Below are 24,904 nucleotides of genomic sequence, written 5' to 3'. Positions count from 1 at the left end.
TTTCCTGGGACATGATTAAATCCTCCCTCCTGTGTGTTGCATAGAATTTCTAGAGGTGAAATAATTCCATGGTACAGCACTAAAAATATTTTAGAGAGGCGTCAAGAGCCCGGAATTGATTGATCTTTCAGTCATGCCTGTGCATATTTTCACAAAATGGCATAAAAGGCAACCTAGGATACCAGTCTATGCGGATTGGAACGCCATACCAATTGAAGAAATAATTCACAATTGGCGGCAAACTTTTTTTCATTTTTTTTATTTTTTCCAGCGCTGTTGCGGAAAGGGCAAAAAAAGGGCTCCGCCAATTAAAACGGATGGGCTGAGGCAAACTGAAACCATCACCGGATGGTTGCGGTAATCCGGTGCGCAGTGGAAAAAATGAATATGAACAAGAGCAGAGGCGCAGCAGAAAATCTTTCGGCAGCGCGGGGCGGATTCAGCGAAAGCATGGGCGCATGTTTCCCTGAACGTGTTTGGGGCACGGGGACTGATTGCGGGGCAGTTCTGGAAGGGAAGACAGCCATGACACAGCCATAGGCAGCTGTGCCATGGTGAAAAGGGAATATCTGTCAGGCGCAGGGCAGCATGAGGCCTCTGTCCAGCATGACCTGGGCAAGTTGTGTGACGGGCAGACCCACCACTGTGCTCCACGAACCGTCAACGCGCTCAACCAGCACGGCTCCCTGCCCCTGAATGGCATATGCGCCCGCCTTGTCGTGCGGCTCCCCGGTGTCCAGGTAGGCTTGCAGTACAGGCTGCGGCCAGTGGTGGAGGAAAACACGGCTGGTGTCGCTGAATGACAGCATGCGAAACGAATCGACACAGCATTCGTCCACATTGGGGCCAGCAGGCCCTGCTGCTTGCGCGGGGGCAAAGGCTGCATCGGCAGGCAGCAGCAGGCACACGGCGCTGATAACTTCATGCCCGCGACCATTGAGGCGTTCCAGCATGCGCAAGGCATGGGCCGGGTTTTCCGGTTTGCCAAGAATATCGCCATCCACAGCCACGACGGTATCTGCGGCCAGAATCACCGGCCGTAATTCCTGGCTGGCAGCGCCTTGCTGGCGAACGGCATGGCCTGATGCCAAGGCCTTGGCAGTAGCAGCGCGCCGGGTATACGCCTCCGGGGATTCGCCCTGTTCCGGGCGTGGTTCGTCAGCACTGGTGAGAGCCAATCGGAAGGGGATTCCCCATTCGTTTAAAAACTGCCGCCTGCGGGGCGAGGCAGAGGCCAGGAGCAGTTCAAGGCCTGAGGCCATGCGGAACAGCGGGCGCAAAAATGAGGACGAATCGGCAGGGGCCGGGCACGGGGCAATATTGTAGGACATGGTAAAGCCTGATCAGCGCGGTGCGGGAGCGTGGCGCAATATTTCGCCGCCCTGCATGTCCAGCACGCAAAAGACGCCGTTTTCTATAAGGCCGTAGGTGCGGGGCGAGCCGCTCTTGGGCAGGGAAAGGGAACCGGGGTTCCAGAAGTGCAGGCCATCAATGGTTTCGCCGCGCGGCACGTGGGTATGCCCGCGCAAGAGAATTGTTCCTGGCTTGATGCCGGGGCAGGGCGGGCGCTCGGGCAGATGGTGCCCGTGGCTGGCAAAAATGCTCAAGCCGTCTGCTTCAATCCAGGTGGACTCTGTGACTGCAAAGGGCAAAAGGCACAGATCAACCTCGGCATCGCAGTTGCCGCGCACTGCCACCACCGGGCAGGGCAAGGCCGAAAGATCGGGCATGGTTTGCAGCACTGAACGGGTGTCATAGCCTTGCGGCAGAGGATTGCGCGGGCCGTGGTAAACCAGATCGCCCAGCAGCACCAGTGCGTCAGGGGTAAGCTCTCGCGCTTTTTCCAGCAAAAAAAGCAGACTTTCAACAGACCCGTGCAGGTCGGAGGCAACAAGCAGACGCATCAGGCGCATTCCTTGGCCGCAGGGTGTTCCTTGTTCCAGTCTTCAAGAGGAATAGCTTCTTCCACAAGCATGATGGGAATATTGTCGCGTACAGGATAGACCACGCCGCAGGCCTTGCAGGCAAAGGCGGCGACTGAACCGTTGTCTTCCAGCGCCACAAGGTTGCCCAGGCATTTGGGGCAAGCCAGAATTTGCAGTAACTCGCGGGTTTCCATTGGCATAAAGAATCCTTCTGTTAATCGTGAGGGGGTATTCTATCTCCAAGCGTCTTCCAGTTCAAGGCTTGCCCCATATTGTCATTTTGCGGTATAATAATTATCCCATGAAAGATAGCATGAAATTCATCGATCTGCACACGCATTCCACAGCTTCTGACGGTACTGATACTCCGGCCCAGCTTGTGGGCAAGGCACATGCAGCAGGCCTTGCCGCAGTGGCAATTACTGACCACGACACCCTGTCTGGCCTTGACGAGGGGCAGCAGACCGGGCGCGAGCTTGGTATTGAGGTTGTGCGCGGCTGCGAAATTTCGACAGGCACGGAACTGGGCGAACTGCACATTCTTGGCCTGTGGCTACCGGAAAATCCCCAGCCTTTGCTGGAAAAACTGCGCTGGCTGCGCGAAATGCGGGCAGAGCGCAATGTGGGCATAGTAAAAAAGTTGCAGGATCTCGGCTACGACATCAGCATGGAAGAAGTGCTGGCGGCGGCCAAAGGCGAGAGCGTGGGGCGACCACACATCGCTGCCGTGATGCTGCGCAAGGGCTTTGCCAAGGATCCCCGGCAGGTTTTTAAAGAATTTTTGGGCAGCCGGGGCAAGGCGTATCTGCCCAAAACCGTGCTGGAACCTGATGAAAGCGTTCGGTTGCTTGCCTCCATGGGGGCAACGGTATGCCTGGCGCATCCGCTGCTCTGGAAGGCCCCTTCAGGATGGCTGGACTCCATGGTGGCCCGCCTCAAGGAATACGGGCTCAGCGCCATTGAAGCCTACCATAGTGAACACTCCGAAGCCGATGTACGCACCTGCCTGGCCCTGGCCAAGCGTTTTGATCTTGGCGTTTCCGGCGGATCGGACTATCACGGATCAAACAAGCCCACTATCCGTCTGGGCCAGGGCTACGGGGGCTTGCGCGTCAGCTCGGCTGTGCTTGAGGGCTTGAAAGAACGCCGGGACGCTGCCGGCCTCCATATCTGACCGTCCCCCCCATCGCCCCGCTTGCGGCGGCCAAGTCAAACCGCTTGCGCAATCGGGCCACCCGATGTACAGCGGTTTTTCCACACTTATCTGGAAGGCATTGCATGCGTATTCTTCATAAACAGCAACATCTTCCCCCTCTTGAGGGGCCACGGCTGGAGCCGCATCCTTTTCGTGGCGCAGGGGTGCCCCCTGACGAACACGATGGCGCGCCACTTGTTCCTGTTGCCCGACCCGAGCGCGGGTCAGCCGCGCAGGGCACCGCCGCCCCCCACAGAGAAGCCCCTTCGGGTAAGGACGTAGGCACAGAAGCCTTTGAACTGCGCCAGCTTGGCGAAGAAGATTTTGAGGAATTTGAGGCCCTGCTGCGCTACGCCTTTCAGGTCAGCACATCTGAAATGGCCCGTATCGGTTGGTCCGACATGGAGATGAAGCAGTCCAAGATGCCCATATTTGAGGCATCGCACGTCATGGGCTGGTTCTACAAGGGGCACCTTGCCTCGCAGATCGTCATCTACCCGATGGAAGTGAACATCCAGGGCGAAATCTGCAAAATGGGCGGCATCACCGGCGTGGCTACCTATCCCGAATACACGGGGCGGGGGCTGATCCATTCGCTCATTGGCAAAAGCCTAGAATACATGCGCTCGCAGCAGCAGATTGTTTCCTACCTCTGCCCCTATTCCATCCCCCTGTACCGCAAGCACGGCTGGGAAATTGTTTCGGACAAGATGACCTTTGCCATCAAGGACACCCAGTTGCCCAAGCGCCACCCCGTGGACGGGCAGATCGAGCGCGTGGACATCGAGTGCGAAGACCTGCACCGCGTTTACAAGTATTTTGCCCTTCAGGAACACGGCGCGCTTATTCGCGGCAAGCTGGAGTGGGAGGAGTACTGGCGCTGGGATTCGGACGACGTCATGGCGGCGGTATACTACAGCGCCGACGGCAAGCCTCTGGGCTATGTTATCTACTACATAGAGAACGAGGTTTTCAGCATCAAGGAAATGGTCTACCTGAACCAGGAGGCCAAGTACGGCATCTGGAACTACATCAGCGCCCATTTTTCCATGATTACCAAGGTGGAAGGTGCCAACTACACTGGCGAGCCCATTGCCTTCCAGTTTGAAGACAGTGAAATTGACGAGAGCATTCAACCTTACGCCATGGCCCGCATTGTGGATGTGCAGCGTTTTATTGAGCTGTACTCCTTCCAGTTTGAAGACCCAAAGCTGACTCTTGAACTGGAAGTGAGCGATGTCATGGCCCCGTGGAACAACGGCATCTTCCATGTGAGCTGGCGCGACGGGCGTACTTTTTGCGAAAAGGTAAACACCTGGAGCACAGGCCATCGCCTTTCGCTGGATATCAAGACGCTCACAACAATGCTGATGGGCTACAAGCGCCCCACCTATCTGTACAACAATGACCGCATCGACATGGACTATCATCTGCTGAAAACGCTGGAGACGCTGATCCCGCCGGACAAGCCGTATTTTTCGGATTATTTCTGATTTTCGGGAGCAGGGCTCGCAGGTTGACACATCTGTGGACAGATGGCAGTTGTACGCCGTTCCGTGGATGCATTGTTCTGTTCTTTTGGGTTTCCGCAGGCCGTGCCTTTTTATCCGAGCCCACGCAAAGGAGTATTGGATATGGCATGGTTTGCATTGAGTTTGGCCGTGGTGACCGAGATTTTGTGGGCGCTCAGCCTCAAGTGGGCTTCTTCGCTGGGCAACTGGCAGGCCGCGGCAGTGCCCATTGTGCTGAGCTTTGTGAATATGGGCCTGCTGGCGCTGGCCATGCGCGGGCTCCCGGCGGGGATGACCTATGCCCTCTGGACAGGCGCAGGCACTGTGGGCGTGGTTCTGGGCGGGGCGCTTTTTTTCGGCGACAAGGTTTCGCTGCCCCAGCTGTTTTTCATCGCCCTTATTATCATCGGCAGCGTAGGGACAAAGTTTTTTTCATCCCAGGCATAGGACGTTTTGCCTGCCGCGCCGCATGATCGGCGCGCTGAAGCATTGTTGCTGCGTACGCACAGAGCATGGAACATAAAAAGGCGGGGTTGTCCCCGCCTTTTGTGTCTCTTGGTATAGCGATCTAATGCAATTACTTGGCTATTTATCCTGCCCGCAGCATTTTTTGTACTTTTTGCCGCTGCCGCAGGGGCAAAGGTCATTGCGCCCAATACGAGGCGCGGCCTTGGCGGGCTTTTTGGGGTCTTCCGAAATGCTGCCGCCGCTGGAGTAAGAAAGCTGCGAGTTGCTCTCCTTATGGCGATATTCCCGCGACACGGGGGAATGCTGCGGCTCTTCGACCGGGGCTTCCACTTCCTGCTGTTCAGGCTCGGCGGGGATAGGCTCAATCTGTACACGGATGCGCGTAAGGGCGCGGAACACGCTTTCACGGATCTGGAACAGCATGGCCTGGAACATTTCAAAGCCTTCTCGCTTGTATTCCAGCTTGGGGTCGCGCTGTCCGTAGCCGCGCAAGCCTATGCCATCGCGCAGGGCGTCCATGTTGCGCAAATGTTCTTTCCAGCAGCGGTCAAGCTCTTCCAGCAGAAAGTAACGAAGAATGTCGGCATAGGTGGGGCCGGTTTCCGCCTTGAGCTTGTCAAGAATGCCCTGTGCCATGACCTCGGTTTCTTCGCGCTCGGGCAGGCGCGCACCTTCTTCAAGCACTCTGTCGAGGTTGAAGACATCGCGCAGACGCGCCAGAGCTGCGGCGCGGGCTTCGTCCTGGCCGTCCACAGGCAGGGATTCCAGCGGGCTGTACACGTCATCCAGTACATCGCTCATGAATTCCTGCAAAACAGGCCCAAGGTCTTCCTCAACCATGAGTTCGCGGCGCAAGGTGTAGATAACCTCGCGCTGCTGGTTCATGACGTTGTCATAATCAAGCAGTGTTTTGCGTATTTCAAAGTGGTGGGCTTCCACACGCTTTTGAGCGCCTTCCACAGCACGGGTAACCATGGCGTTTTCAATGGCCTCGCCATCGCGCAGCCCCAGCTTTTCCATGAGGCCCTTGATGCGGTCAGAGCCAAAGAGGCGCATGAGGTCGTCTTCGAGCGAAAGGTAGAAGCGCGAAGAGCCGGGGTCGCCCTGACGGCCCGAGCGGCCACGCAGCTGGTTGTCGATGCGGCGGCTTTCGTGGCGTTCAGTACCAAGAATGTGCAGGCCGCCCAGATCCACGACGCCCTCGCCCAGCATGATGTCCGTACCACGGCCAGCCATGTTGGTGGCAATGGTGACGCGGCCTTTCTGGCCGGCCAGCGCCACGATCTCGGCTTCTTTCTCGTGCTGCTTGGCATTGAGCACGCTGTGGGGGATGCCGAGCTTGCTCAGGCGATGGGAAAGCATTTCGGACGTTTCAATGGAAATTGTGCCCACAAGCACGGGCTGCTCTTTTTTGTGCAGTTCGGCAATGGCTTCAACAATGGCGTCAAACTTTTCCTGCCGCGAACGGTAGATAAGGTCAGGATAATCCTTGCGAACCATGGGCCTGTTGGGCGGAATGGAGATAACTTCGAGGCTGTATATCTGGTGGAATTCCACCGCTTCGGTATCCGCAGTGCCGGTCATGCCCGAAAGTTTGTCGTACAGGCGGAAGTAGTTCTGGAAGGTGATGGAGGCAAGCGTCTGGTTTTCAGCGGCGATGGTGACGTGTTCCTTGGCTTCCAGCGCCTGATGCAGGCCATCTGAGTAGCGGCGGCCAGCCATAAGGCGGCCTGTAAATTCGTCAACAATGATTACCTGATCTTCCTGAACAATGTAATCCACATCGCGCTTGAAAAGCTGATGCGCCTTGAGCGACTGCATCACATGGTGTTGGGCCGTGATGTTGGCGGGGTCAAAAAGGTTGTCCAGCTTGAGCAGCTCTTCGCACCGGGCCACGCCTTCATCGGTGAGCATGGCTGAGCGGACTTTTTCGTCCACCGTGTAGTGCTCGGGGGTGAGCTGACGGACAATATCGTCCACCGTGCGGTACATGCCCACCGATTCATCGGAAGCACCGGAAATGATCAGCGGCGTTCTGGCTTCGTCGATGAGGATGGAGTCCACTTCGTCCACAATGGCAAAATTGTGCCCGCGCTGCACAAGCTGGTTGGCGTAGAACTTCATGTTGTCGCGCAGGTAGTCGAAGCCGAATTCATTGTTGGTGCCGTAGGTGATGTCCTTGGCGTATTCGGCCTTGCGTTCTTCATCGTCAAGACCATGCACGATAACGCCTGTGCTCAGGCCTAGGAATTCATACAGCTGGCCCATCCAGGCCGAGTCGCGCTTGGCGAGGTAGTCATTGACCGTGACCACATGCACGCCCTTGCCGGACAGGGCATTGAGCACCACGGGCAGGGTCGCCACAAGGGTTTTGCCTTCACCGGTCTTCATTTCGGCTATCTTGCCCTTGTGCAGCACCATGCCGCCGATGAGCTGCACGTCATAGTGACGCATGCCCAGTCTGCGGCTTGAAGCCTCGCGCACCAGAGCAAAAACTTCGGGCAGCAGAGCGTCCAGAGTCCTGGTGCCGTCCTGCACTTCCTGTCGGTATTGCGCTATGCGTACAGGAAAATCGGCATCGGTCAGTTGCTGCATTTCAGGCTCGAACGCATTAATGCGCTGCACCATGGGGTGAAGCTTGCGCAAGTAGCGGTCGTTGGTGCTGCCGAAGATTTTTTTGAAAAGAAAACCAAACATGAAGTCTCCTTACTAGAGCATTTTCACTTTGAAATGCTCGCTTACCGCCTAAGTATCCCTACTGTCGCGTCCGTAACGGAAAGGCAACCGTGGCGCGTTTTTTCAGTATCCGCGCTGTGCAGACAAACATTTTAGATATGATCTGTCTAGCACAATGGTCGGTCGCTTGCGCTGCGCAAACACCAATGTTGGGTGCGCTGCGGAATGTGCTGCATGCGCAGTGCCTTATCCCAAAGGGACAAAACACGGCATCTCTTAAAAATAAGTCATAATATTGAGGTTGGCAATGTGACGCGGCAAAAATATTATTGGTCAGAGAATAGGGGGGAAGGTGCAGGTGCGCCCATGCCCGTGCCAGCAGGCAGCCTCACAAAATCATTTTCTTGCGCGCTCCAATCCTTGAAGGGCAAGTTTCATGCCGGGCTTGAGGGCAAGGGCCAACTGAAAAAACTGCACCGACCTGTCACGGTCGCCCGACTGAAGAAAGACCGCTCCAAAGTTGCAGGCGATGGAGGCGCTGCTCTTGACCATTTCCGGTTCCAGGTCCAGAGCCTTTACCAGATTTGCCTTGGCCTGAATAAAATCCGCGCCTTCGGCAAAGGCCATGCCTACATTATAATAGAGCGTTGGATCATCAGGGGCGATTTTGAGGGCGCGTTTGTATTCCGTAATGGCGTCCTGCCAGCGACCCTGCCTGCGCAGGCTGATGCCCAGCTGGTTGAACAGGGCCAAATCTTCCCGCCCAAGCCGTTTGCCCTTGGCTTCAAGACTGCTGCGCAGAAATTTTTCTGCCTTTTCCGGGTCGCGTTCGCCATAAATGCCGGCAATACGGCTTGAAAGCGCGCTGAGGCCATCGGCTGCTTCCCGGTTCATCTGAACTACGGCTTTTTCAAAAAAAGCCTCGGCCTTTTCCACATCGCCGTTGGCTAGATGGGCCTCACCCAAGCTGACCTTGCGGTTCACGTTAAGAGGCGAGATCGAATCCAGTTTCTCGAGATAGCGCACCTGCTGGGGCACATCGCCAATTTCCGCGTACATTTCAGCAAGGCGCTGAAGCGGAGCGAGGTAAAGATCGGCAGATTTGGCGGCTGACTCATAGGCAATACGGGCTTTGTCGTATTGCTGGGTGGCGCGAAAAATATCGCCCATAAGCAGAAAAGCCGCAGCGCTGCCCGGCTTGAGCTGCAAAACTTTCTGGCAGGCTGTCAAAGCCATGTCGTATTTTTTTTGCGCCAACAGCCTCTTGGCAACGTCAATGACCTGCCCAAGCTTGCTCTGCGGCTTGAGGGTAAAAGCCATTTTTTCAATGAGCGTATTGGCGGAAACAGGCTTGGCAATAAAATTGTCCGCACCGACCTCGTGAAGCAGCATGAGGCGGTCGCGTTGCACATCGCTCGTGAGCACAATAATCTTAAGCGCGGCGAAGGCCTGTTTGATCTGGCCCACAAGAAAGCTCAAATCCTGTCCGCCTATACTGCGTTCCATAAAAATAAGAGGTGCAGGGTGCCGGGCCAGAATGTCGCGCAGCTCTCGCAGCATCATGCGGGGGTCGGCAACAGCGGTGAATATGCTTTGCGCCGTAAGCCCCATCTCTTTGGCAAGGGTTAGGCGCAATTGTGTGCAAAAAGCCTGGTCATCGCTCACGGCCAGAATATGTCCATTCTCTTTAGTAATGTAATTTATGACAGTACCTTGGTAGGAATTGAGCTTTGCCCTGTTAGTGGCATCAATCATGGACATGGGATCTCCTGAAAATATCGACAGCTAAGATGACAAGTTAGCGCAAAATGGTGAAGATCGTGCGACAAAAAAGCGTCATCTTGGCAAATTGCCGGAGGGGTGCGGCTCTTTTAGTTTTTGCAGGGGCAAGCGTCAAGAAGTAAGATTGGCGCGGCAAAAAACCTGGATGACGTGATAAAAATAATGCAAAAATGGCTTGACGTTCAAAGGGAACTTGGATAGAAAAAATCTCCGCGCGATAAGAAGCAATTTTTATCGGCGTTCCCTGGACGGCAGGGAAGGGTGGGTTGAGCCCATCCTGATGCACCCAAAGCGACCACAGTAAGGTTGCGGAGGGTTTTGACATGTGCAGGCGTTACCGAATGCCGGACAATGTCGAGCCGTTCCAGCCCAAAGACGGATCCCACCGCAGCCCCCAGGCCGCGCGTGACCCGGGGCTGTAAGGTAGGGGGATAGCCCCCATTTGGTGACCCTGCGGGACCGCTTAGCCGCTCTTTCTATGGAGTGGCTTAGCCTGGGCGACGCTGGGGAGCATCACGCGGATGATGCAGGCGCGTTCAGGCGTCCAATCTTCCGAATTCTTCCTGAAATTTCAGGCGTGATGCGCGCATTAGCGCAACCCCTTACGTTGCTCCGTTTTTCCGTTCCTTGCCAGGGTGAGGTCGGCCCTTCGGGCCATGCTTCATGGCCCGCGTATGCTGTGAAGGAGCCCGCGCTCGTAGCCCAAAGGGCCGCGCGGGATGTTTTTGCAAACGGAGTAGGCACAATGACGACAGTTAGCAGCGATCGCATTCGGATCAAGCTCAAAGCCTACGATTACCGCATTCTGGATAAAGCCGTTGCGGAAATCGTGGATACGGCGCGCAATACCGGTGCCGGTGTGGCGGGACCAATTCCCCTGCCCACCAACATTCACAAGTACACCGTGCAGCGTTCCGTGCATGTGGACAAAAAGTCCCGTGAGCAGTTTGAAATGCGCATTCACAAGCGGCTCATGGATATCCTGGAACCCACGCAGCAGACCGTCGACGCGCTGGGCAAGCTTTCGTTGCCCGCCGGTGTGGACGTGGAAATCAAGCTCTAGCGAGAGGCAGTCATGGCTGAGAAAATGGGAATTTTGGGTCGCAAACTTGGTATGACCCGCATATTTGACGGCGCTGGCGCTGCCGTGCCTGTCACGGTGATTGAGGCCGGTCCGTGCCCCGTCACCCAGGTCAAAACTGCGGAGACGGACGGCTACAACGCCGTTCAGATCGCGCTGACCCCCGCTAAGGAAAAGCACAGCACCAAGGCTATGCAGGGACACTTCGCCAAGGCTGGCAAGGGTCTTTTCCGCCATCTGCGCGAAATCCGCCTTGCGGGTGCGCCGGAGCAGGAGCTGGGTCAGGAACTGACCGTTGAAATTTTCGCCGCAGGCGATACGGTCAAGGTGACCGGCACAAGCATGGGTAAAGGCTACCAGGGGCGCATGCGCCGCTGGAATTTCGCCGGTTCCAAAGATACCCACGGCTGCGAAAAGGTGCACCGCAACAATGGTTCCATTGGTAACAACACCTTTCCTGGCCATGTTTTTAAGGGTCGGAAAATGGCGGGCCATTGGGGCAATGAAACCGTTACGGAAATGGGCCTGACCATCGTTGATGTGCGTCCTGAGGACAACGTCATTCTGGTCAAAGGTTCCGTGCCCGGCCCCAAGAACGGGCTGGTGCTGATCCGCAAGCAGTAGAGGAAGCAGCAATGGCTACCGTGAAAGTATATGACCAGAACAAGCAGGAAAGCGGCGAAATCACGCTGGCTTCCGACGTGTTCGAAATCGAGGTGAGGCCCGAAATCCTCAATCTCGTGGCGCGCGCCCAGATGGCGGCCAAACGCGCCGGCACGCATATGGCAAAGACCCGCGCGCTGGTTTCCGGCGGCGGTGTTAAGCCCTGGAAGCAGAAGGGTACGGGCCGCGCCCGTTCCGGCTCCAACCGTTCGCCCATTTGGCGCGGTGGTGCCGTTATCTTCGGACCCAGCCCCCGCGATTACAGCTTCAAGGTTAACAGCAAGGTGCGCGCCCTGGCCATGAAGATGGCCCTGTCGAGCCGCCTGGCTGCCGCGACCCTGATGGTGGTCAAGGGTATTGAACTGCCCGAAGCCAAGACCAAGCATTTCGCCAAGGTTGCCGACACGCTGGGCCTTTCCAAGGCTCTCATCGTGGCGCCCGCAGAAGACAGCGCGCTGGTTCGTTCCGCTCGCAATATTCCGGGCCTCACCATGACCACTGTCGATCGCCTGAGCGTGCTTGAAATCCTCAAGCACAAGCAGCTCGTTCTGCTTGAAGGCGCCATCGAACCTGTTCAGGCGCGTTTCGCAAAGAAGGGGGCGTAAGATGGAAACCACTTCTGTTCTGCTCAAGCCCCTGCTGACCGAAAAGACGACCTTGATCAAGGACGAAGCCCAGCAGGTTGCCTTTATGGTCCACACCCTGGCCAACAAGCTTGAAATCAAGCAGGCCGTGGAAAAGGCTTTTGATGTTAAAGTGGAAGCCGTCAACGTAGTGCGCCGCGCCCCCATGAACAGGGAGCGCCAGGGTCGCGTTGTTGGTCGTAAGCCCGGCTGGAAGAAAGCGTATGTTACGCTGCGCCAGGGCGATAAAATTGAGTTCTTCGAGGGAGTGTAATCATGGCTGTCCGCAAGCTGAAACCGACCTCCGCGGGGCGTCGCTTCCAGACGGTTTCCGACTTTGAGGAAATCACCCGGACGCGCCCTGAGAAGTCGCTCACTGAAGGCCTCACCAAAAAGGCCGGTCGCAACAATCTGGGTCGAGTCACCAGCCGCCGTCGCGGTGGTGGCGTCAAGCGTCTGTACCGCATCATCGATTTCAAGCGCGACAAGACCGGCGTTGAAGCCACTGTTGCGCACATTGAATACGATCCCAACCGTACCGCCCGTATCGCGCTGCTGCACTATTCGGACGGCGAAAAGCGCTACATCCTCGCTCCGGTTGGCTTGAAGCAGGGTGACAAGATCATGTCCGGCATCAACGAGCGCAATGGCGTCGTGGCCGACATCAAACCCGGCAATGCTTTGCAGATGGCCCGCATCCCTGTGGGTACCGTTGTGCACAACATTGAGCTTTACCCCGGCAAGGGCGGTCAGATGTGCCGCGCCGCCGGTACCTACGCCCAGCTGGTCGCCAAAGAAGGCAACTACGCCCTGCTGCGTCTGCCCTCGGGCGAAGTGCGCAAGGTGCTTGCTACCTGCGTGGCTACCGTGGGCCAGGTCGGCAACGTGCATCACGAAACCATCTCTCTGGGCAAAGCTGGCCGCAACCGCTGGCTGGGTCGTCGTCCCAAGGTTCGCGGCGTTGCCATGAACCCCATCGACCACCCCCTGGGCGGTGGCGAAGGCAGAAGCTCTGGTGGCCGTCATCCTGTGTCGCCTTGGGGTATGCCTGCCAAGGGTTACAAGACCCGCGACAAGAAGAAGGCCTCTTCCCGGCTGATCATCAAACGCCGCGGCCAGAAGTAGGAGTAGCTCATGCCGAGATCGTTGAAAAAAGGGCCGTTTGTTGACGGCCATCTGATGAAAAAGGTCGACAGCACCGTGGCGAACAGCGACCGCCGTGTAGTCAAGACCTGGTCGCGCCGCTCGACCATCCTGCCCGAAATGGTGGGACTGACCTTTGCGGTGCACAATGGCAAGAAGTTCGTGCCGGTGTTCGTTACCGAAAACATGGTTGGCCACAAGCTGGGTGAATTCTCGCCCACTCGTACCTTCCATGGGCATGCCGCCGACAAAAAGGCCAAGGCCGGCAAGAAGTAGGGTAGGCATATGGAATCTAAAGCTATTGCAAAATTCCAGCGCGTTTCGCCGCGCAAGACCCGTCTTGTGGCCAAGAACGTGCAGGGTCTTGGAGTGGAGGAGGCTATGAACCTTCTGCGCTTCACGCCCAACAAGCCCGCTGGCGTGCTTTTCGGCGTGCTCAAGAGCGCGTTGGCCAATGCCTCGCAGCTGGGCGGCGTTGATGTGGATGCCATGGTGGTGAAGGAAATCGTGGTGAACGAAGGCCCCACCTGGAAGCGCTTTATGCCCCGGGCCCAAGGCCGGGCGACCAAGATTCACAAGCGCACCAGCCACATCACCGTTATACTCGCAGAAGGGCAGGAATAGGCTATGGGTCAGAAAGTACATCCGTTCGGGTTCCGGCTTGGGTATAACAAGAATTGGCAGTCCCGCTGGTTCAGCAAGAAGGACTACCCTGCCTTTGTCTATGAAGACAGCAAAATCCGCGCGTTCGTGAAGAAGCTCCTGTTTCATGCCGGGGTTTCCAAGATCGAGATCGAACGTGCCGGCGGCAAGGTACGGCTTATCCTTTCCACCGCTCGCCCCGGTATTGTTATCGGCCGCAAGGGTGTGGAAATCGAAAAGCTTCGCAACGATCTTCGTCAGAAGTTCGGCCGCGAGTTCTCTCTTGAAGTGAACGAAATTCGTCGCCCCGAAGTGGACGCCCAGCTGGTGGCCGAGAACATCGCCCAGCAGCTCGAGCGCCGCGTGGCCTTCCGGCGCGCCATGAAGCGTACCGTGTCCATGGCCCGCAAGTTTGGCGGCGAAGGCATCAAGGTAACCTGCGCCGGACGTCTGGCTGGTGCAGAAATCGCCCGTACCGAATGGTACCGCGATGGCCGAGTGCCCTTGCAGACTCTGCGTGCCGACATTGACTACGGTTTTGCCGAAGCGCACACCACCTACGGCATCATCGGTGTCAAGGTGTGGATCTATAAGGGTGAAATCCTTGACAAAGAGGTTGATCAGTAATGCTTGCGCCCAAAAGAGTTAAATTCCGCAAGTGGCAGAAAGGCCGCCTGCGTGGCCTGGCCACCCGCGGCGCCACCATTGCGTTTGGTGATATCGGCCTTAAAACCGTGCAGCATGGCCAGCTTTCCAGCCAGCAGATTGAAGCTGCTCGTATCGCCATGATGCGTCACATCAAGCGTGGCGGCAAAGTGTGGATCCGTGTGTTCCCCGACCGCCCCGTCACGGCCAAGCCTCTGGAAACCCGTCAGGGTTCCGGTAAGGGCGCGCCCGTGGGTTGGTGCGCTCCGGTCAAGCCCGGCCGCGTGCTGTATGAAATCAAGGGCGTGAGCCTTGACCTCGCGCGTGAGGCGCTGACCCGCGCCGCTCACAAGCTGCCCGTTAAGACCATCATTGTGGTGAGGGAGGGCATCTAAATGGCTGCCAAGAAAAAGACCGAAACCGCCGCCCGGCCCGCCGCACAGGATCTGCGCTCCATGAGCGTGGAAGAACTGCGCACGGCTCTTACCGAGCAGCGCCAGGAACTGATGAGTGCCCGCTTCAAGCATGCCGCTGCGCAGCTTGAAAAGACTTCCGAACTGAAAGTCATGCGTAAGCAGGTGGCGCGCATCGAGACCGTATTGAACGAAAAGGAACAGAGGGCCTGAACATGCAAGCTCTGGAAGATCGCAAGGGCAGAATGCTGACCGGCATTGTGGTGAGCGACAAGAACGACAAGACCATTGTCGTGCGCGTCGAGACCCTGGTCAAGCATCCTCTGCTTAAGAAGTATGTGAGGCGCCGCAAGAAGTTCACGGCTCATGATCCCATGAACGAATGCGGTATGGGCGACAAGGTTAAAATTGTGGAGTTCCGTCCGCTTTCGCGCAACAAGCGCTGGCATCTGGTCTCCATCATTGAAAAAGCCGTGTAGGGTAGTACCATGATCCAGGTAGAATCGACGCTTCAGGTGGCCGATAATTCCGGCGCCAAAAAGGTTGCCTGCATCAAGGTGCTGGGCGGTTCACACCGCCGCTACGCCTCGGTGGGCGACATTATCGTGGTTTCCGTTAAGGAAGCAATGCCCCACAGCAAGGTTAAGAAGGGCGATGTTATGAAGGCTGTTATCGTGCGTACCGCTAAAGAAGTGCGTCGCATGGACGGCAGCTACATCAAGTTCGACGGCAACGCCGCTGTGCTGCTCTCCAACCAGGGTGAGCCGGTGGGTACGCGTATCTTTGGCCCCGTGGCCCGTGAGCTGCGCGCCCAGAACTTTATGAAAATTATTTCGCTGGCCCCGGAAGTGCTGTAGGAGACCGTCATGAAAATGTATCGCATCCGCAAGGACGACAAGGTGATGGTAATCGCCGGCAAGGACGCGGGCAAAATCGGCAAGGTGCTGAAGATCCTGCGCAAGAAGGATCGCGTGCTTGTGGAAAAGACCAACATGGTCAAGCGCCACATGCGCCCCAACCCCTATGCCCAGCAGCCTGGCGGTATCGTGGAAAAGGAAATGCCTATCCACGTGTCCAACCTTATGGTTGTCTGCTCTGCCTGCGGCAAGGCCACTCGAGTGGGTTACAAGACCATCGAGTCCGAGGGCAAGGAAAAGAAAGTGCGCTTCTGCAAAAAGTGCAACGAAGTAATGGAATAAGGTGATACGATGACACGCCTTGAAAAGATATATAGAGAGAAGGTGGTTCCGGTACTGCAGAAGGAGTTCAGTTACTCCTCTTCGATGCAACTGCCCGGTATCGAAAAGATCTCTCTGAACATCGGCCTTGGCGCCGCTAGCTCGAACAACAAGCTGATGGAAGAAGCCATGGCGGAACTTACCGCGATTGCTGGTCAGAAAGCTGTTGTTACCCGTGCTAAAAAGTCCATCGCCGCATTTAAGCTGCGCGAAGGCATGCCTATCGGTGTGCGCGTCACCCTGCGCAAGGAACGCATGTGGGACTTTCTGGACAAGCTTATGAACTTTGCCTTGCCCCGAGTGCGTGACTTCCGTGGTATCCCTGACCGCGGTTTCGATGGACGCGGCAATTTCACCCTGGGTATCAAAGAACACACCATCTTCCCCGAACTGGAAGCTGACCGTGTTGAAAACCCCAAGGGCATGAACATCACCATCGTCACCACGGCGGCCACGGACAAAGAAGGCAAGTTCCTTCTCGACCAGCTTGGCATGCCGTTCCGCAAGTAGGAGTTAAGCCATGTCCCGTACTTCTCTGGAAGTAAAGGCCAAGCGCAAGCCTAAGTTCAGCGCCCGCGCCTACAATCGCTGCCCGCTTTGCGGTCGCCCCAGGGCTTTCCTGCGCCAGTTCGGCATCTGCCGTATCTGCTTCCGCAACATGGCCCTTCGTGGTGAACTGCCCGGCGTGCGCAAGTCGAGCTGGTAAAATTTCCGGGCGTGTAAACGCCCGGGAGGCGCGCCCTGCGCGCCAGCGGGAAGTGGCGGCATAGTGCCGTCAACCCCGCCCCCAAACTCTCAGGAGCATTCGATGTTGACAGATCCCATTGCGGATATGCTCACCCGCATCCGCAACGCGCATTTGGCCCTGCACAAGGAAGTAAATGTGCCGAGCTCGAAGATGAAGGAATCTTTAGCCGCCATCCTCAAGCAGGAAGGTTACGTCGAAGACGTGGCCGTGGCCGAAAAAAACATTGTTATTACCCTTAAGTACCAGAAGGGAAAGCCCGTCATCAGCGGGCTGAAGCGTGTGAGCACGCCCGGTCGCCGGGTTTATGTTGGCGCGCATAACATCCCCAGGGTGCAGAACGGCCTCGGCATCTGCATTTTGTCCACGTCCAGCGGCGTGCTGGACGGCATGACCGCCCATGAGAAGAAGGTGGGCGGCGAACTTCTGTGCGAAATCTGGTAGGCGGTGCACCATGTCGAGAATAGGTAGACTGCCCGTTGCCGTTCCCAATGGCGTTGAAGTCAAGATCGGAACGGATGTTGTGGAAGTTAAAGGGCCCAAGGGCTCGCTGAGCACCCCTGTCTGCTCTCTGCTCACTTACGAGCAGGCCGATGGTCACGTGACCCTTGGCCGTATAGAAGATACCCGCCAGAGCCGTTCGCAGCACGGCCTGCGCCGCACCCTTCTTGCCAACTGCATTGAAGGCGTTACCAAGGGCTTCTCCAAGGGCCTGGAAGTTATCGGCGTCGGTTACCGCGTGGCGGTCAAGGGCAACATTATCGAGCTTTCTGTGGGCTATTCCCACCCTGTGCTCGTTGAACTGCCCGACGGCATCAAGGCCGTGGTTGAAGGTCAGGTTCTGACCCTCTCAGGCATCGACAAGGAACTTGTGGGCGAAATGGCCGCCAAGATTCGCCGCATTCGTAAGCCTGAACCCTACAAGGGCAAGGGCATCAAGTACGTTACCGAGACTATCCGCCGCAAGGTTGGTAAGTCCGGCGGCAAGAAGTAGGGGGGCGCGTCATGAAATACAGCAAGAACGAATCCCGGCAGCGCCGCAAGATCCGTATCCGCAAGAAAGTCAACGGCACCTTCGAGCGCCCGCGTCTGGTTGTGTTCAGGTCCAACCTGCACATCTACGCCCAGATCATCAACGATCTGGACGGCGTGACCCTGGCTGCCGCCTCTACCCTTACGCTTTCCAAGACCGAAGCCGGCATGCACTGCAACAAGAGCGGCGCCGAGATGGTGGGCAAGGAAATTGCCCGGATGGCCAAGGAGAAGAATATCAATCAGGTGGTATTCGATCGCAACGGGTACATTTATCACGGTCGCGTCAAGGCCGTAGCCGACGGCGCCCGCGAAGGCGGCTTGGAGTTCTAATATGCGTCAGGAAAATACTGAAACTCAGCAGAACGAGTTGGGCGAAATCGAAAAGATCGTTTCCCTCAACCGCGTGGCCAAGGTCGTCAAGGGCGGTCGCCGTTTCAGCTTCAGCGCCCTCGTTGTTGTGGGCGATGGCAAGGGCGGCGTGGGCTTCGGTCTGGGCAAGGCCCAGGAAGTGCCTGAAGCACTGCGCAAAGCCACTGAACGCGCTCGTAAGAACCGCGTCCAGGTTGCCCTGGTTGAAGGCACCCTTCCTTATGAAGTGCTCGGTCGTTTCGGCGCCGGTCGCGTCATGCTGAAGCCCGCCTCCGAAGGTACCGGCATCATTGCCGGCGGTGCCGTGCGCGCCGTCATGGAAGCCGTAGGCATCCGCGACGTCCTCGCTAAGGCCATTGGTACCAACAATCCGCACAACGTGCTTCGTGCCACCATGCAGGGCCTCGTTTCCCTGCGCAGCGCCGAAGATGTTTCGGCTCTGCGCGGCAAGAAGCTGGAAGCCCCGAGGAAGTAACCATGGCAGAAATCAAGGTAAAACTCGTGCGTTCGCGCATCGGCTCCACGCCTGCGCAGCGCAAGCTGCTGGACTCCCTTGGCCTCAAGCGCCGCGAGATGGTCAAGACGTTCAAGGATACCCCGGCTATCCGGGGCATTATCGCCAAAGTTCCGCATATGGTTGCCGTTGTTGAGTAACGGCCAAAGGATATACCATGCAACTGCACAATCTGTTTCCTTTTCCGGAAGAGCGTAAGACCCGCCGTCGCGTGGGCCGTGGCTCTGGCTCCGGTCTGGGCTGCACTGCGGGCAAGGGCCACAAAGGGCAGAACGCTCGCGCCGGTGGCGGTGTCCGCCCCGGTTTCGAAGGCGGCCAGATGCCCCTGCAACGCCGTTTGCCCAAGCACGGCTTTAAAAACGCCCCCTTCAAGGTCACCTACGACATCGTCAACCTTGACGCTCTCGTGTCGGCCTTCCCGGGCAAAACCACCATCACCCTTGACGACATGTACGCTCGCGGTATTGTCCGCATGGGCGCGCCCGTGAAAATTCTTTCGCGCGGCGATGTCTCAGGCGCTCTGTCGGTGGAGGCTCACAAGTTCAGCCAGGCTGCTGCGGATAAGATCCGCCAGGCCGGCGGGAACGTCACTGAGCTGGAAGCGGTTTCTGCCGCTGAATAATTCAGGTGGCCGCGCGTGAGCGCGGCCTCACGGCTTTCACTGGCGTCATTGCCCGCCGCGAGGCGGGCAATGACGTTGCGCACATACTGCGCCACAGGCGCACAAACGCAACGAGTGTTTCATGGCAGTAGGATCGGCAAACAATATGGCAGGCCAGGCTTCGCTGACCAAACGCATCGGCTGGACCTTCCTGATTTTGTGCTGCTACCGCATTGGCGTTCACGTACCCATTCCGGGCGTTGACGCTTCTGCGCTGGCGTCGTTTTTTCAAAGCATGTCCGGCACGCTTTTCAGCCTGTTCGACATGTTTTCCGGCGGCGGCCTGTCCAACGTCTCGGTGTTCGCTCTGGGCGTCATGCCTTACATTTCGGCAAGCATTATCATCCAGCTTTTGCAGGTGGTCAGCCCCGACGTCAAGCGCATGGCCAAGGAAGAAGGGCAGGCGGGACGGCGTAAAATTACGCAGTACACCCGTTACCTCACAGTGCTTATCACCCTGGTGCAGGGCCTCGGCATTGCCGTTGGTCTGGAAAATATGACCAGCCCCGCTGGAGCGCCTGTGGTTCTGGCACCCGGCTGGCATTTCCGTCTTGTGACCATGGCTACCTTTACGGCTGGTTCCGTGCTGGTCATGTGGCTTGGCGAGCAGATCACTGAGCGTGGTATCGGCAACGGTATCTCGCTGATCATTTTCTGCGGTATCGTGGTGGGCATTCCCCGCGGCATTATCCAGTCTGTTGCTCTTATACAGGCTGGCGACATGAGCATTTTCATGGCAATTGTTATCGTGGTCCTGATGGCTGCGGTTACGGTAGCCATCGTGTTCGTTGAACGCTCGCAGAGAAGAATCCCCATCAGTTACGCCAAGCGTCAGGTCGGGCGTAAAATGTACGGTGGTCAGAACTCGCACCTGCCTTTGCGTCTGAACACGGCGGGCGTTATTCCGCCTATTTTCGCATCCTCGCTCCTGCTGTTCCCTGCGACCATTGGTCAGTTCTCGACCAATCATTACCTGAAGCAGGCAGCCGATTTCTTCTCGCCGCACGGCGTTGCTTACAACGTCCTGTATGTGGCCTTGATGTTCTTCTTCTGCTATTTTTACACAGCCATCATTTTTGATCCCAAGGATATGGCTGAAAACCTGAAGAAGAACGGTGGTTTCATCCCCGGGATTCGTCCTGGTGAAAAAACCCAGGAATATGTGGACACGGTGCTTTCGCGGCTGACCCTTTCGGGGGCCACCTACATTTCAATAGTCTGCCTGCTGCCCATGCTGCTCATCAGCAACTTCAACGTGCCTTTCTATTTTGGCGGCACGAGCTTGCTGATCCTTGTGGGCGTGGCCATGGACTTCATGAATCAGGTGGAATCACACATGATCTCCAGCCAGTATCAGGGCCTCATGGCCAAGGCGCGGAAGAGCGGCAGGCTCTAGAAAGTTGGGGCAGGCCTCTGGCTTGCCCTCCGCTTTCGCAAGCGCGGATGGTGATTGTATAATGAAAAAATATCACGGCGCATTCATCAAGAATGAAAGGGAAGTGGCCTGCCTGCGGGAAGCAAACCGCATGGTGGCCAACATACTGGATGCCGTGGGCGATATGGTGGAGCCGGGCCTGCCTACCATGCGTCTTGAAGAGTTGGCGCGCGACATGTGCTCCGACTATAAGGTAAAGCCGGCGTTTCTGGGCTACTGCGGTTATCCTTTCGCCCTGTGCTGCTCGGTCAACGAGCAGGTGGTGCATGGTTTTCCTTCTGCGCGGCTGCTTAAGGAAGGCGATATCGTCAGCATCGACATGGGCGTTGTGTATGAAGGTTTTGTGGGCGATGCAGCTCGTACCTTTCCGGTTGGCAAGGTCAGCGATGAAGCCCGCAAGCTCATGCGGATAACGGAAGAAAGCCTGTACGTTGGCATTGAACAGGCCCGGGCTGGCAATGATGTCTATGACATCGGAGCGGCTGTTCAAGATTATGTTGAGGCAGCCGGTTTCAGCGTTGTGCGACGTTTTGTTGGGCATGGCGTGGGCGCGAAAATGCATGAAAAGCCCGAAGTACCGAACTTCAGGCCGGGCATGCGTGGGTTGACCTTGCAAAACGGCATGGTCATCGCCATTGAACCCATGGTAACTGTTGGCACCTACGAAGTGGACATTCTGGACGATCAGTGGACCGCCGTGACTCGCGACGGTTTGTGGGCCGCTCACTTTGAACACAGTGTTGCCATAACCCCAAATGGCCCCCAGATTCTCAGCATTTCGGACCGCGGTTTAAACCGGCACACAATTGAAGGTTGACATCAGCGTTAAAGCTGGATAAAGATTTCCGTTCCCGTCCTTAATTTTGAGGACTGCGGCCTGTTGTTCTATCGTGGCGAAGCCGCAAGCCGGATCTTTATTTGGTCAATGCAATGGTTTCTTATTGGAGATGAGGTATGAAAGTAAGACCTTCCGTCAAGAAAATATGCCCCAAGTGTAAGGTTATCCGGCGCAAGGGAGTGCTTCGAGTTATCTGCGAAAACCCCCGGCACAAGCAGCGCCAGGGCTAGGGCAGGAGACTAATTGTGGCGAGAATAGCAGGTGTTGATTTGCCTCGCGGCAAACGGGTGGACATTGCGCTCACCTACATTTATGGCATTGGCCGTACCACGGCCATGAAAATTCTGGATACCACCGGCGTTAACTGGGAGCGTAGTATTGACGACCTCTCCGCTGACGAAGTTAACGAGATCCGTAAGGAACTCGAACAGAACTACAAGGTGGAAGGCGACCTGCGTCGCGAAATCTCCAGCAACATTAAGCGCCTTATGGACATTGGTTGTTTCCGTGGTCTGCGTCACCGTCGCGGTTTGCCCGTGCATGGTCAGCGTACCCATACCAATGCCCGCACCCGTAAGGGACCCCGCCGCGGCGCCGTAGGCAAGAAGAAGTAGCGGTGCGGCTGCGCTTGTCGCAGTTTGTAAAGCGGATGCAGCAATAGTGCTGCCGTGAGGACGAACGGATTTTTTCGCCATTGGCGGAAAAGAATCTGACAAGCTTCCAATTTGAGGTTAGTTATGGCCAGACCCAAGAAAGTGGTCAAGAAAAAGGAAAAGAAGAACGTGCCGGTGGGCATTGCCCACATCCAGGCTTCGTTCAACAACACCATCATTACTTTTACGGATACGCGCGGCAATGCTGTCTCCTGGGCCTCCTCGGGCCAGAGCGGCTTTAAGGGTTCGCGTAAGTCCACCCCCTTTGCTGCGCAGGTTGCCGCTGAAACGGCCGCCCGTAAGGCTCAGGACAACGGCATGCGTACTGTGGGCATCTATGTGAAAGGCCCCGGTTCCGGTCGTGAAGCCGCCATGCGCGCTATTTCGGCTATCGGCTTCAAGGTGGCGTTCATCCGCGACGTTACGCCCATTCCGCACAATGGCTGCCGGCCGCCCAAGCGCCGCCGCGTCTAGTTTGCGCCTAGCGTAAACCGCGCCTAAACCGTAAGAGGTAAAGATAGATGGCTAAATATACTGAAGCCAAGTGCCGCATGTGCCGTCGCGAAGGCTGCAAGCTTTTTCTGAAGGGCGACCGTTGCTTCACTGACAAGTGTGCATACGACCGTCGTCCTTATGCCCCCGGCCAGCACGGCCGCGCGCGCAAAAAGGTCAGCGAATACGCAGTGCAGCTGCGTGAGAAGCAAAAGACCCGCCGCGCTTATGGCATTCTCGAACGCCAGTTCCATGGCTACTTCGAGAAGGCCGAAATGCAGAAGGGCGTTACTGGTACCAACCTGCTCGTTATTCTTGAACGCCGCCTCGACAACGTGGTGTACCGCCTTGGTTTTGCCAACTCGCGCAACCAGGCTCGTCAGCTCGTGCGGCACGGCATTTTCACCCTCAATGGCCGCAAGGTGAACATTCCTTCCTTGCAGGTTCGCGTGGGTGACAGCATTGAAGTGCCCGAAAAGAACCGCAAGATTCCTGTGCTTGCAGAAGCTCAGGAAGTCATTGCACGTCGTGGTTGCCCCGCCTGGCTTGAGGCCGACGGCGCAGCTTTCAAAGGCTCTGTCAAGGCGCTGCCGCAGCGTGACGATATCCAGTTCCCCGTCAACGAGCAGCTGATTGTCGAACTTTACTCGAAATAAGCGGGGGTTCGCATGCTTATAAAACAGGGCGAACGCCTTATAAATGCACGCAACTGGTCAGAGCTTGTAAAGCCCGATCAGATCATGCGCGAAGAAGAAACCGCCAGCATCACGCATGGCAAATTCATTTGCGAACCGCTGGAACGGGGCTACGGCACCACCATCGGCAATGCAATGCGCCGGGTTCTTTTGTCGTCCCTTCAGGGTGCGGCCTTCGTGTCGGTGAAAATCATCGGTGTGCAGCATGAATTCACCACGGTGCACGGTGTTCTTGAAGACATCACTGATGTCATCCTGAACATCAAGCAGGTTCGCCTGCGCATGGACACCGATGAACCGCAGCGCATTACTCTGCGCGTTGACCAGAAGGGCCCGGTGACAGCCGGACACATCTCGGGCAACCAGCATGTTGAAGTGCTCAACCCTGATCAGCACATCGCCACCCTCACCGAGGATGTCGTGCTTGAGATGGAATTTGAGGCTCGCATGGGCAAGGGCTATGTGCCTGCGGACATGCACGAGGGACTGAACGAGGAAATCGGCGTTATCAAGCTGGATTCCAGTTTCTCCCCTGTGCGCAAGGTGGCCTACACAGTGGAACAGGCGCGCGTTGGTCAGATGACCAACTATGACCGCCTGTTGCTGGAAGTATGGACCGACGGCTCCCTCACACCCGAGGATGCCATTGCCTACAGTGCCAAGATCATCAAAGACCAGATTTCTGTGTTCATCAACTTTGATGAACGCGTGTCTGGCGACATGCGGCACGGCAGCGGCGAGAGCGGCGAAATCAATGAGCATCTGTACAAGAGCATTGACGATCTTGAATTGTCGGTGCGCGCCACCAACTGCCTGCGCGGTGCCAATATTGCCCTTGTGGGTGAACTGGTGCAGCGTTCGGAAGGCGAGATGCTCAAGACCAAGAATTTTGGTCGCAAGTCGTTGGATGAAATCAAGGGTGTTCTTTTGGACATGGGCCTTGACTTCGGCATGAAGGTCGATTCCTTCGACAAGAAATATCAGGAATGGAAAAGGAAGCAGCAAAATGAGGCATAGCAATTCCGGCAGGAAACTCTCGCGTACGCCTGCGCACCGTAAGGCCCTGTTGCAAAATCTCGCTAAGGCCCTGCTGATCCACGGCAAAATCCGCACCACGGAAATTAAGGCCAAGGAGCTGCGCCGGGTGGTGGAACCCCTGATCACCCTTGCCAAGCGCAACGACCTGCACGCTCGCCGTCAGGCTTACCGTGTGTTGAACGATCACGCTTTGGTTAAGCGCCTTTTTGACGAGATCGGTCCTGTTTTCGCCGGTGTTCCCGGCGGTTACACCCGTATCCTTAAGCTGGCCATGCCCCGTAAGGGCGACAACGCCCCCATGGCCATTATTGAGCTTTCTCGCGCTCTTGAAGCTGCTCCCGCTACGGAAGCCGCCGCTGAAGAAGCGCCTGCCAAGCCCAAGCGTACCCGCAAGCCCAAGGCTGAAGAAACCGCCGAAGCGTAA

General features: G+C 56.8%; 38 protein-coding genes. 32 read left to right on the top strand and 6 right to left on the bottom strand.

Translation table 11 applies throughout. The features are described 5' to 3' along the window. Positions 1–572 precede the first annotated feature (572 nt). The 3 genes from VEZ52_RS09365 to VEZ52_RS09355 are packed head-to-tail and all read right to left on the bottom strand — an operon-like array spanning position 573 to position 2,125. Positions 573–1,331: a Maf family nucleotide pyrophosphatase gene (locus VEZ52_RS09365; protein ID WP_414649510.1), complete on the bottom strand. Its 759-nt coding sequence runs from the start codon at positions 1,329–1,331 to the stop codon at positions 573–575. 12 nt (positions 1,332–1,343) lie between these two features. Continuing rightward, the gene (gene yfcE, locus VEZ52_RS09360; RefSeq protein ID WP_324836569.1) at positions 1,344–1,904 is read right to left on the bottom strand and encodes a phosphodiesterase; all 561 of its coding nucleotides are present in this window, start codon (positions 1,902–1,904) and stop codon (positions 1,344–1,346) included. After that, complete coding sequence (locus VEZ52_RS09355) at positions 1,904–2,125, bottom strand: Trm112 family protein (protein WP_324836568.1); 222 nt, start codon at positions 2,123–2,125, stop codon at positions 1,904–1,906. The genes yfcE and VEZ52_RS09355 overlap by 1 nt, the downstream gene beginning before the upstream one ends. Positions 2,126–2,238: 113 nt before the next feature. On the opposite strand from VEZ52_RS09355, the gene VEZ52_RS09350 reads away from it, so the two are divergent. From VEZ52_RS09350 to VEZ52_RS09340, 3 genes are all read left to right on the top strand, one after another. After that, positions 2,239–3,099: a PHP domain-containing protein gene (locus VEZ52_RS09350; RefSeq protein ID WP_324836567.1), complete on the top strand. Its 861-nt coding sequence runs from the start codon at positions 2,239–2,241 to the stop codon at positions 3,097–3,099. Between the two features lie 104 nt (positions 3,100–3,203). Next, entirely contained in the window at positions 3,204–4,613 is a 1,410-nt protein-coding gene (locus VEZ52_RS09345) for a GNAT family N-acetyltransferase (protein ID WP_240824093.1), read from the top strand. Between the two features lie 141 nt (positions 4,614–4,754). Then, positions 4,755–5,078, top strand: a complete 324-nt coding sequence (locus tag VEZ52_RS09340) for a DMT family transporter (protein ID WP_022658143.1) — start codon at positions 4,755–4,757, stop codon at positions 5,076–5,078. Between the two features lie 138 nt (positions 5,079–5,216). Here the strand turns inward: VEZ52_RS09340 and secA are convergent, their stop codons facing one another. The 3 genes from secA to VEZ52_RS09325 all read right to left on the bottom strand — a co-directional run bounded on the left by secA (position 5,217) and on the right by VEZ52_RS09325 (position 9,882). Beyond that, the gene (gene secA, locus VEZ52_RS09335; protein ID WP_324836566.1) at positions 5,217–7,796 is read right to left on the bottom strand and encodes a preprotein translocase subunit SecA; all 2,580 of its coding nucleotides are present in this window, start codon (positions 7,794–7,796) and stop codon (positions 5,217–5,219) included. A 375-nt stretch (positions 7,797–8,171) separates the two neighbouring features. Next, complete coding sequence (locus VEZ52_RS09330; RefSeq protein ID WP_324836565.1) at positions 8,172–9,536, bottom strand: tetratricopeptide repeat protein; 1,365 nt, start codon at positions 9,534–9,536, stop codon at positions 8,172–8,174. Positions 9,537–9,573: 37 nt separating this feature from the next. After that, on the bottom strand, positions 9,574–9,882 hold the full coding sequence (locus VEZ52_RS09325; protein ID WP_324836564.1) for a hypothetical protein: 309 nt from the start codon (positions 9,880–9,882) through the stop codon (positions 9,574–9,576). Positions 9,883–10,302: 420 nt separating this feature from the next. On the opposite strand from VEZ52_RS09325, the gene rpsJ reads away from it, so the two are divergent. From rpsJ to rplQ, 29 genes are all read left to right on the top strand, one after another. Beyond that, entirely contained in the window at positions 10,303–10,620 is a 318-nt protein-coding gene (rpsJ, locus tag VEZ52_RS09320) for a 30S ribosomal protein S10 (protein WP_022658146.1), read from the top strand. A gap of 12 nt (positions 10,621–10,632) precedes the next feature. Continuing rightward, entirely contained in the window at positions 10,633–11,262 is a 630-nt protein-coding gene (gene rplC / locus VEZ52_RS09315) for a 50S ribosomal protein L3 (RefSeq protein ID WP_192113626.1), read from the top strand. A gap of 11 nt (positions 11,263–11,273) precedes the next feature. Then, the gene (gene rplD / locus VEZ52_RS09310) at positions 11,274–11,906 is read left to right on the top strand and encodes a 50S ribosomal protein L4 (RefSeq protein ID WP_291446257.1); all 633 of its coding nucleotides are present in this window, start codon (positions 11,274–11,276) and stop codon (positions 11,904–11,906) included. 1 nt (position 11,907) lies between these two features. Next, the gene (gene rplW / locus VEZ52_RS09305; RefSeq protein WP_192113624.1) at positions 11,908–12,198 is read left to right on the top strand and encodes a 50S ribosomal protein L23; all 291 of its coding nucleotides are present in this window, start codon (positions 11,908–11,910) and stop codon (positions 12,196–12,198) included. Between the two features lie 2 nt (positions 12,199–12,200). Beyond that, positions 12,201–13,049, top strand: coding sequence for a 50S ribosomal protein L2 (rplB, locus tag VEZ52_RS09300; RefSeq protein ID WP_192113623.1), 849 nt, complete (start codon positions 12,201–12,203; stop codon positions 13,047–13,049). 9 nt (positions 13,050–13,058) lie between these two features. Then, a complete protein-coding gene (gene rpsS / locus VEZ52_RS09295) occupies positions 13,059–13,343 on the top strand; it encodes a 30S ribosomal protein S19 (protein WP_022658151.1) in 285 nt (94 codons plus the stop codon). Between the two features lie 9 nt (positions 13,344–13,352). Beyond that, complete coding sequence (gene rplV, locus VEZ52_RS09290) at positions 13,353–13,691, top strand: 50S ribosomal protein L22 (RefSeq protein ID WP_022658152.1); 339 nt, start codon at positions 13,353–13,355, stop codon at positions 13,689–13,691. Positions 13,692–13,694: 3 nt separating this feature from the next. Then, positions 13,695–14,336, top strand: a complete 642-nt coding sequence (rpsC, locus tag VEZ52_RS09285) for a 30S ribosomal protein S3 (protein WP_022658153.1) — start codon at positions 13,695–13,697, stop codon at positions 14,334–14,336. Continuing rightward, positions 14,336–14,749 carry a 50S ribosomal protein L16 gene (rplP, locus tag VEZ52_RS09280; RefSeq protein ID WP_022658154.1) on the top strand — a complete coding sequence of 138 codons (414 nt, stop codon included), beginning with the start codon at positions 14,336–14,338 and terminating at the stop codon, positions 14,747–14,749. Before rpsC ends, rplP begins: the two co-directional genes overlap by 1 nt. Next, positions 14,750–14,980, top strand: coding sequence for a 50S ribosomal protein L29 (gene rpmC, locus VEZ52_RS09275; RefSeq protein ID WP_240824106.1), 231 nt, complete (start codon positions 14,750–14,752; stop codon positions 14,978–14,980). A 2-nt stretch (positions 14,981–14,982) separates the two neighbouring features. Further along, the gene (rpsQ, locus tag VEZ52_RS09270; RefSeq protein ID WP_022658156.1) at positions 14,983–15,246 is read left to right on the top strand and encodes a 30S ribosomal protein S17; all 264 of its coding nucleotides are present in this window, start codon (positions 14,983–14,985) and stop codon (positions 15,244–15,246) included. A gap of 9 nt (positions 15,247–15,255) precedes the next feature. Further along, positions 15,256–15,624 carry a 50S ribosomal protein L14 gene (gene rplN / locus VEZ52_RS09265; protein WP_022658157.1) on the top strand — a complete coding sequence of 123 codons (369 nt, stop codon included), beginning with the start codon at positions 15,256–15,258 and terminating at the stop codon, positions 15,622–15,624. A gap of 9 nt (positions 15,625–15,633) precedes the next feature. Beyond that, a complete protein-coding gene (rplX, locus tag VEZ52_RS09260; protein WP_022658158.1) occupies positions 15,634–15,966 on the top strand; it encodes a 50S ribosomal protein L24 in 333 nt (110 codons plus the stop codon). 9 nt (positions 15,967–15,975) lie between these two features. Then, positions 15,976–16,515 carry a 50S ribosomal protein L5 gene (gene rplE, locus VEZ52_RS09255; RefSeq protein WP_022658159.1) on the top strand — a complete coding sequence of 180 codons (540 nt, stop codon included), beginning with the start codon at positions 15,976–15,978 and terminating at the stop codon, positions 16,513–16,515. Between the two features lie 10 nt (positions 16,516–16,525). Further along, on the top strand, positions 16,526–16,711 hold the full coding sequence (locus tag VEZ52_RS09250) for a type Z 30S ribosomal protein S14 (protein WP_012624307.1): 186 nt from the start codon (positions 16,526–16,528) through the stop codon (positions 16,709–16,711). A 102-nt stretch (positions 16,712–16,813) separates the two neighbouring features. Beyond that, the gene (gene rpsH / locus VEZ52_RS09245; protein WP_022658160.1) at positions 16,814–17,194 is read left to right on the top strand and encodes a 30S ribosomal protein S8; all 381 of its coding nucleotides are present in this window, start codon (positions 16,814–16,816) and stop codon (positions 17,192–17,194) included. A 10-nt stretch (positions 17,195–17,204) separates the two neighbouring features. Beyond that, a complete protein-coding gene (gene rplF / locus VEZ52_RS09240) occupies positions 17,205–17,744 on the top strand; it encodes a 50S ribosomal protein L6 (protein ID WP_022658161.1) in 540 nt (179 codons plus the stop codon). A gap of 11 nt (positions 17,745–17,755) precedes the next feature. Then, positions 17,756–18,115, top strand: coding sequence for a 50S ribosomal protein L18 (rplR, locus tag VEZ52_RS09235; protein ID WP_192113620.1), 360 nt, complete (start codon positions 17,756–17,758; stop codon positions 18,113–18,115). Position 18,116: 1 nt separating this feature from the next. Continuing rightward, on the top strand, positions 18,117–18,629 hold the full coding sequence (rpsE, locus tag VEZ52_RS09230; protein WP_022658163.1) for a 30S ribosomal protein S5: 513 nt from the start codon (positions 18,117–18,119) through the stop codon (positions 18,627–18,629). A 2-nt stretch (positions 18,630–18,631) separates the two neighbouring features. Further along, positions 18,632–18,808 carry a 50S ribosomal protein L30 gene (gene rpmD / locus VEZ52_RS09225; RefSeq protein ID WP_022658164.1) on the top strand — a complete coding sequence of 59 codons (177 nt, stop codon included), beginning with the start codon at positions 18,632–18,634 and terminating at the stop codon, positions 18,806–18,808. 17 nt (positions 18,809–18,825) lie between these two features. Then, positions 18,826–19,290, top strand: coding sequence for a 50S ribosomal protein L15 (gene rplO, locus VEZ52_RS09220; protein WP_324836563.1), 465 nt, complete (start codon positions 18,826–18,828; stop codon positions 19,288–19,290). Between the two features lie 121 nt (positions 19,291–19,411). Continuing rightward, a complete protein-coding gene (secY, locus tag VEZ52_RS09215) occupies positions 19,412–20,725 on the top strand; it encodes a preprotein translocase subunit SecY (protein WP_324836562.1) in 1,314 nt (437 codons plus the stop codon). 61 nt (positions 20,726–20,786) lie between these two features. Beyond that, entirely contained in the window at positions 20,787–21,581 is a 795-nt protein-coding gene (map, locus tag VEZ52_RS09210; protein ID WP_324836561.1) for a type I methionyl aminopeptidase, read from the top strand. Positions 21,582–21,718: 137 nt separating this feature from the next. Next, entirely contained in the window at positions 21,719–21,832 is a 114-nt protein-coding gene (gene rpmJ / locus VEZ52_RS09205; protein ID WP_005027799.1) for a 50S ribosomal protein L36, read from the top strand. A gap of 15 nt (positions 21,833–21,847) precedes the next feature. Continuing rightward, positions 21,848–22,216 carry a 30S ribosomal protein S13 gene (gene rpsM / locus VEZ52_RS09200; protein WP_022658169.1) on the top strand — a complete coding sequence of 123 codons (369 nt, stop codon included), beginning with the start codon at positions 21,848–21,850 and terminating at the stop codon, positions 22,214–22,216. Positions 22,217–22,339: 123 nt separating this feature from the next. Then, positions 22,340–22,729: a 30S ribosomal protein S11 gene (gene rpsK / locus VEZ52_RS09195; protein ID WP_136399285.1), complete on the top strand. Its 390-nt coding sequence runs from the start codon at positions 22,340–22,342 to the stop codon at positions 22,727–22,729. A gap of 47 nt (positions 22,730–22,776) precedes the next feature. Further along, the gene (gene rpsD / locus VEZ52_RS09190; RefSeq protein ID WP_022658171.1) at positions 22,777–23,403 is read left to right on the top strand and encodes a 30S ribosomal protein S4; all 627 of its coding nucleotides are present in this window, start codon (positions 22,777–22,779) and stop codon (positions 23,401–23,403) included. Between the two features lie 12 nt (positions 23,404–23,415). Continuing rightward, positions 23,416–24,459: a DNA-directed RNA polymerase subunit alpha gene (locus tag VEZ52_RS09185; RefSeq protein ID WP_324836560.1), complete on the top strand. Its 1,044-nt coding sequence runs from the start codon at positions 23,416–23,418 to the stop codon at positions 24,457–24,459. After that, positions 24,449–24,904 (top strand): 50S ribosomal protein L17, encoded by a 456-nt coding sequence (gene rplQ / locus VEZ52_RS09180; RefSeq protein WP_192113617.1) that lies wholly within the window; start codon positions 24,449–24,451, stop codon positions 24,902–24,904. Before VEZ52_RS09185 ends, rplQ begins: the two co-directional genes overlap by 11 nt.

This window comes from Desulfovibrio sp. (genome assembly GCF_035644575.1).
Classification (GTDB): domain Bacteria; phylum Desulfobacterota; class Desulfovibrionia; order Desulfovibrionales; family Desulfovibrionaceae; genus Desulfovibrio.
The sequence above is the reverse complement of the archived record's forward strand: the minus strand, read 5'-3'. Positions and strand labels throughout refer to the sequence as shown.

Excerpts from the sequence above, each read along its gene's own strand:
- rpmD (WP_022658164.1), top strand. The coding sequence starts at position 18,632 with ATGGCAGAAATCAAGGTAAAACTCGTGCGTTCGCGCATCGGCTCCACG.
- rplQ (WP_192113617.1), top strand. The coding sequence starts at position 24,449 with ATGAGGCATAGCAATTCCGGCAGGAAACTCTCGCGTACGCCTGCGCAC.
- VEZ52_RS09185 (WP_324836560.1), top strand. The coding sequence starts at position 23,416 with ATGCTTATAAAACAGGGCGAACGCCTTATAAATGCACGCAACTGGTCA.
- rpsK (WP_136399285.1), top strand. The coding sequence starts at position 22,340 with ATGGCCAGACCCAAGAAAGTGGTCAAGAAAAAGGAAAAGAAGAACGTG.
- rpsQ (WP_022658156.1), top strand. The coding sequence starts at position 14,983 with ATGCAAGCTCTGGAAGATCGCAAGGGCAGAATGCTGACCGGCATTGTG.
- rplO (WP_324836563.1), top strand. The coding sequence starts at position 18,826 with ATGCAACTGCACAATCTGTTTCCTTTTCCGGAAGAGCGTAAGACCCGC.
- rplR (WP_192113620.1), top strand. The coding sequence starts at position 17,756 with ATGAAATACAGCAAGAACGAATCCCGGCAGCGCCGCAAGATCCGTATC.
- VEZ52_RS09355 (WP_324836568.1), bottom strand. The coding sequence starts at position 2,125 with ATGCCAATGGAAACCCGCGAGTTACTGCAAATTCTGGCTTGCCCCAAA.
- secA (WP_324836566.1), bottom strand. The coding sequence starts at position 7,796 with ATGTTTGGTTTTCTTTTCAAAAAAATCTTCGGCAGCACCAACGACCGC.
- VEZ52_RS09345 (WP_240824093.1), top strand. The coding sequence starts at position 3,204 with ATGCGTATTCTTCATAAACAGCAACATCTTCCCCCTCTTGAGGGGCCA.
- rplP (WP_022658154.1), top strand. The coding sequence starts at position 14,336 with ATGCTTGCGCCCAAAAGAGTTAAATTCCGCAAGTGGCAGAAAGGCCGC.
- rplN (WP_022658157.1), top strand. The coding sequence starts at position 15,256 with ATGATCCAGGTAGAATCGACGCTTCAGGTGGCCGATAATTCCGGCGCC.
- map (WP_324836561.1), top strand. The coding sequence starts at position 20,787 with ATGAAAAAATATCACGGCGCATTCATCAAGAATGAAAGGGAAGTGGCC.
- rplD (WP_291446257.1), top strand. The coding sequence starts at position 11,274 with ATGGCTACCGTGAAAGTATATGACCAGAACAAGCAGGAAAGCGGCGAA.
- rpsE (WP_022658163.1), top strand. The coding sequence starts at position 18,117 with ATGCGTCAGGAAAATACTGAAACTCAGCAGAACGAGTTGGGCGAAATC.
- VEZ52_RS09325 (WP_324836564.1), bottom strand. The coding sequence starts at position 9,882 with ATGTCAAAACCCTCCGCAACCTTACTGTGGTCGCTTTGGGTGCATCAG.
- rpsC (WP_022658153.1), top strand. The coding sequence starts at position 13,695 with ATGGGTCAGAAAGTACATCCGTTCGGGTTCCGGCTTGGGTATAACAAG.
- rpmC (WP_240824106.1), top strand. The coding sequence starts at position 14,750 with ATGGCTGCCAAGAAAAAGACCGAAACCGCCGCCCGGCCCGCCGCACAG.
- VEZ52_RS09340 (WP_022658143.1), top strand. The coding sequence starts at position 4,755 with ATGGCATGGTTTGCATTGAGTTTGGCCGTGGTGACCGAGATTTTGTGG.
- rplB (WP_192113623.1), top strand. The coding sequence starts at position 12,201 with ATGGCTGTCCGCAAGCTGAAACCGACCTCCGCGGGGCGTCGCTTCCAG.
- VEZ52_RS09365 (WP_414649510.1), bottom strand. The coding sequence starts at position 1,331 with ATGTCCTACAATATTGCCCCGTGCCCGGCCCCTGCCGATTCGTCCTCA.
- VEZ52_RS09250 (WP_012624307.1), top strand. The coding sequence starts at position 16,526 with ATGTCCCGTACTTCTCTGGAAGTAAAGGCCAAGCGCAAGCCTAAGTTC.
- VEZ52_RS09350 (WP_324836567.1), top strand. The coding sequence starts at position 2,239 with ATGAAATTCATCGATCTGCACACGCATTCCACAGCTTCTGACGGTACT.
- rplW (WP_192113624.1), top strand. The coding sequence starts at position 11,908 with ATGGAAACCACTTCTGTTCTGCTCAAGCCCCTGCTGACCGAAAAGACG.
- rpsH (WP_022658160.1), top strand. The coding sequence starts at position 16,814 with ATGTTGACAGATCCCATTGCGGATATGCTCACCCGCATCCGCAACGCG.
- secY (WP_324836562.1), top strand. The coding sequence starts at position 19,412 with ATGGCAGTAGGATCGGCAAACAATATGGCAGGCCAGGCTTCGCTGACC.
- rplX (WP_022658158.1), top strand. The coding sequence starts at position 15,634 with ATGAAAATGTATCGCATCCGCAAGGACGACAAGGTGATGGTAATCGCC.
- rpmJ (WP_005027799.1), top strand. The coding sequence starts at position 21,719 with ATGAAAGTAAGACCTTCCGTCAAGAAAATATGCCCCAAGTGTAAGGTT.
- rplF (WP_022658161.1), top strand. The coding sequence starts at position 17,205 with ATGTCGAGAATAGGTAGACTGCCCGTTGCCGTTCCCAATGGCGTTGAA.
- rplE (WP_022658159.1), top strand. The coding sequence starts at position 15,976 with ATGACACGCCTTGAAAAGATATATAGAGAGAAGGTGGTTCCGGTACTG.
- yfcE (WP_324836569.1), bottom strand. The coding sequence starts at position 1,904 with ATGCGTCTGCTTGTTGCCTCCGACCTGCACGGGTCTGTTGAAAGTCTG.
- rpsS (WP_022658151.1), top strand. The coding sequence starts at position 13,059 with ATGCCGAGATCGTTGAAAAAAGGGCCGTTTGTTGACGGCCATCTGATG.
- rplC (WP_192113626.1), top strand. The coding sequence starts at position 10,633 with ATGGCTGAGAAAATGGGAATTTTGGGTCGCAAACTTGGTATGACCCGC.
- VEZ52_RS09330 (WP_324836565.1), bottom strand. The coding sequence starts at position 9,536 with ATGTCCATGATTGATGCCACTAACAGGGCAAAGCTCAATTCCTACCAA.
- rplV (WP_022658152.1), top strand. The coding sequence starts at position 13,353 with ATGGAATCTAAAGCTATTGCAAAATTCCAGCGCGTTTCGCCGCGCAAG.
- rpsJ (WP_022658146.1), top strand. The coding sequence starts at position 10,303 with ATGACGACAGTTAGCAGCGATCGCATTCGGATCAAGCTCAAAGCCTAC.
- rpsD (WP_022658171.1), top strand. The coding sequence starts at position 22,777 with ATGGCTAAATATACTGAAGCCAAGTGCCGCATGTGCCGTCGCGAAGGC.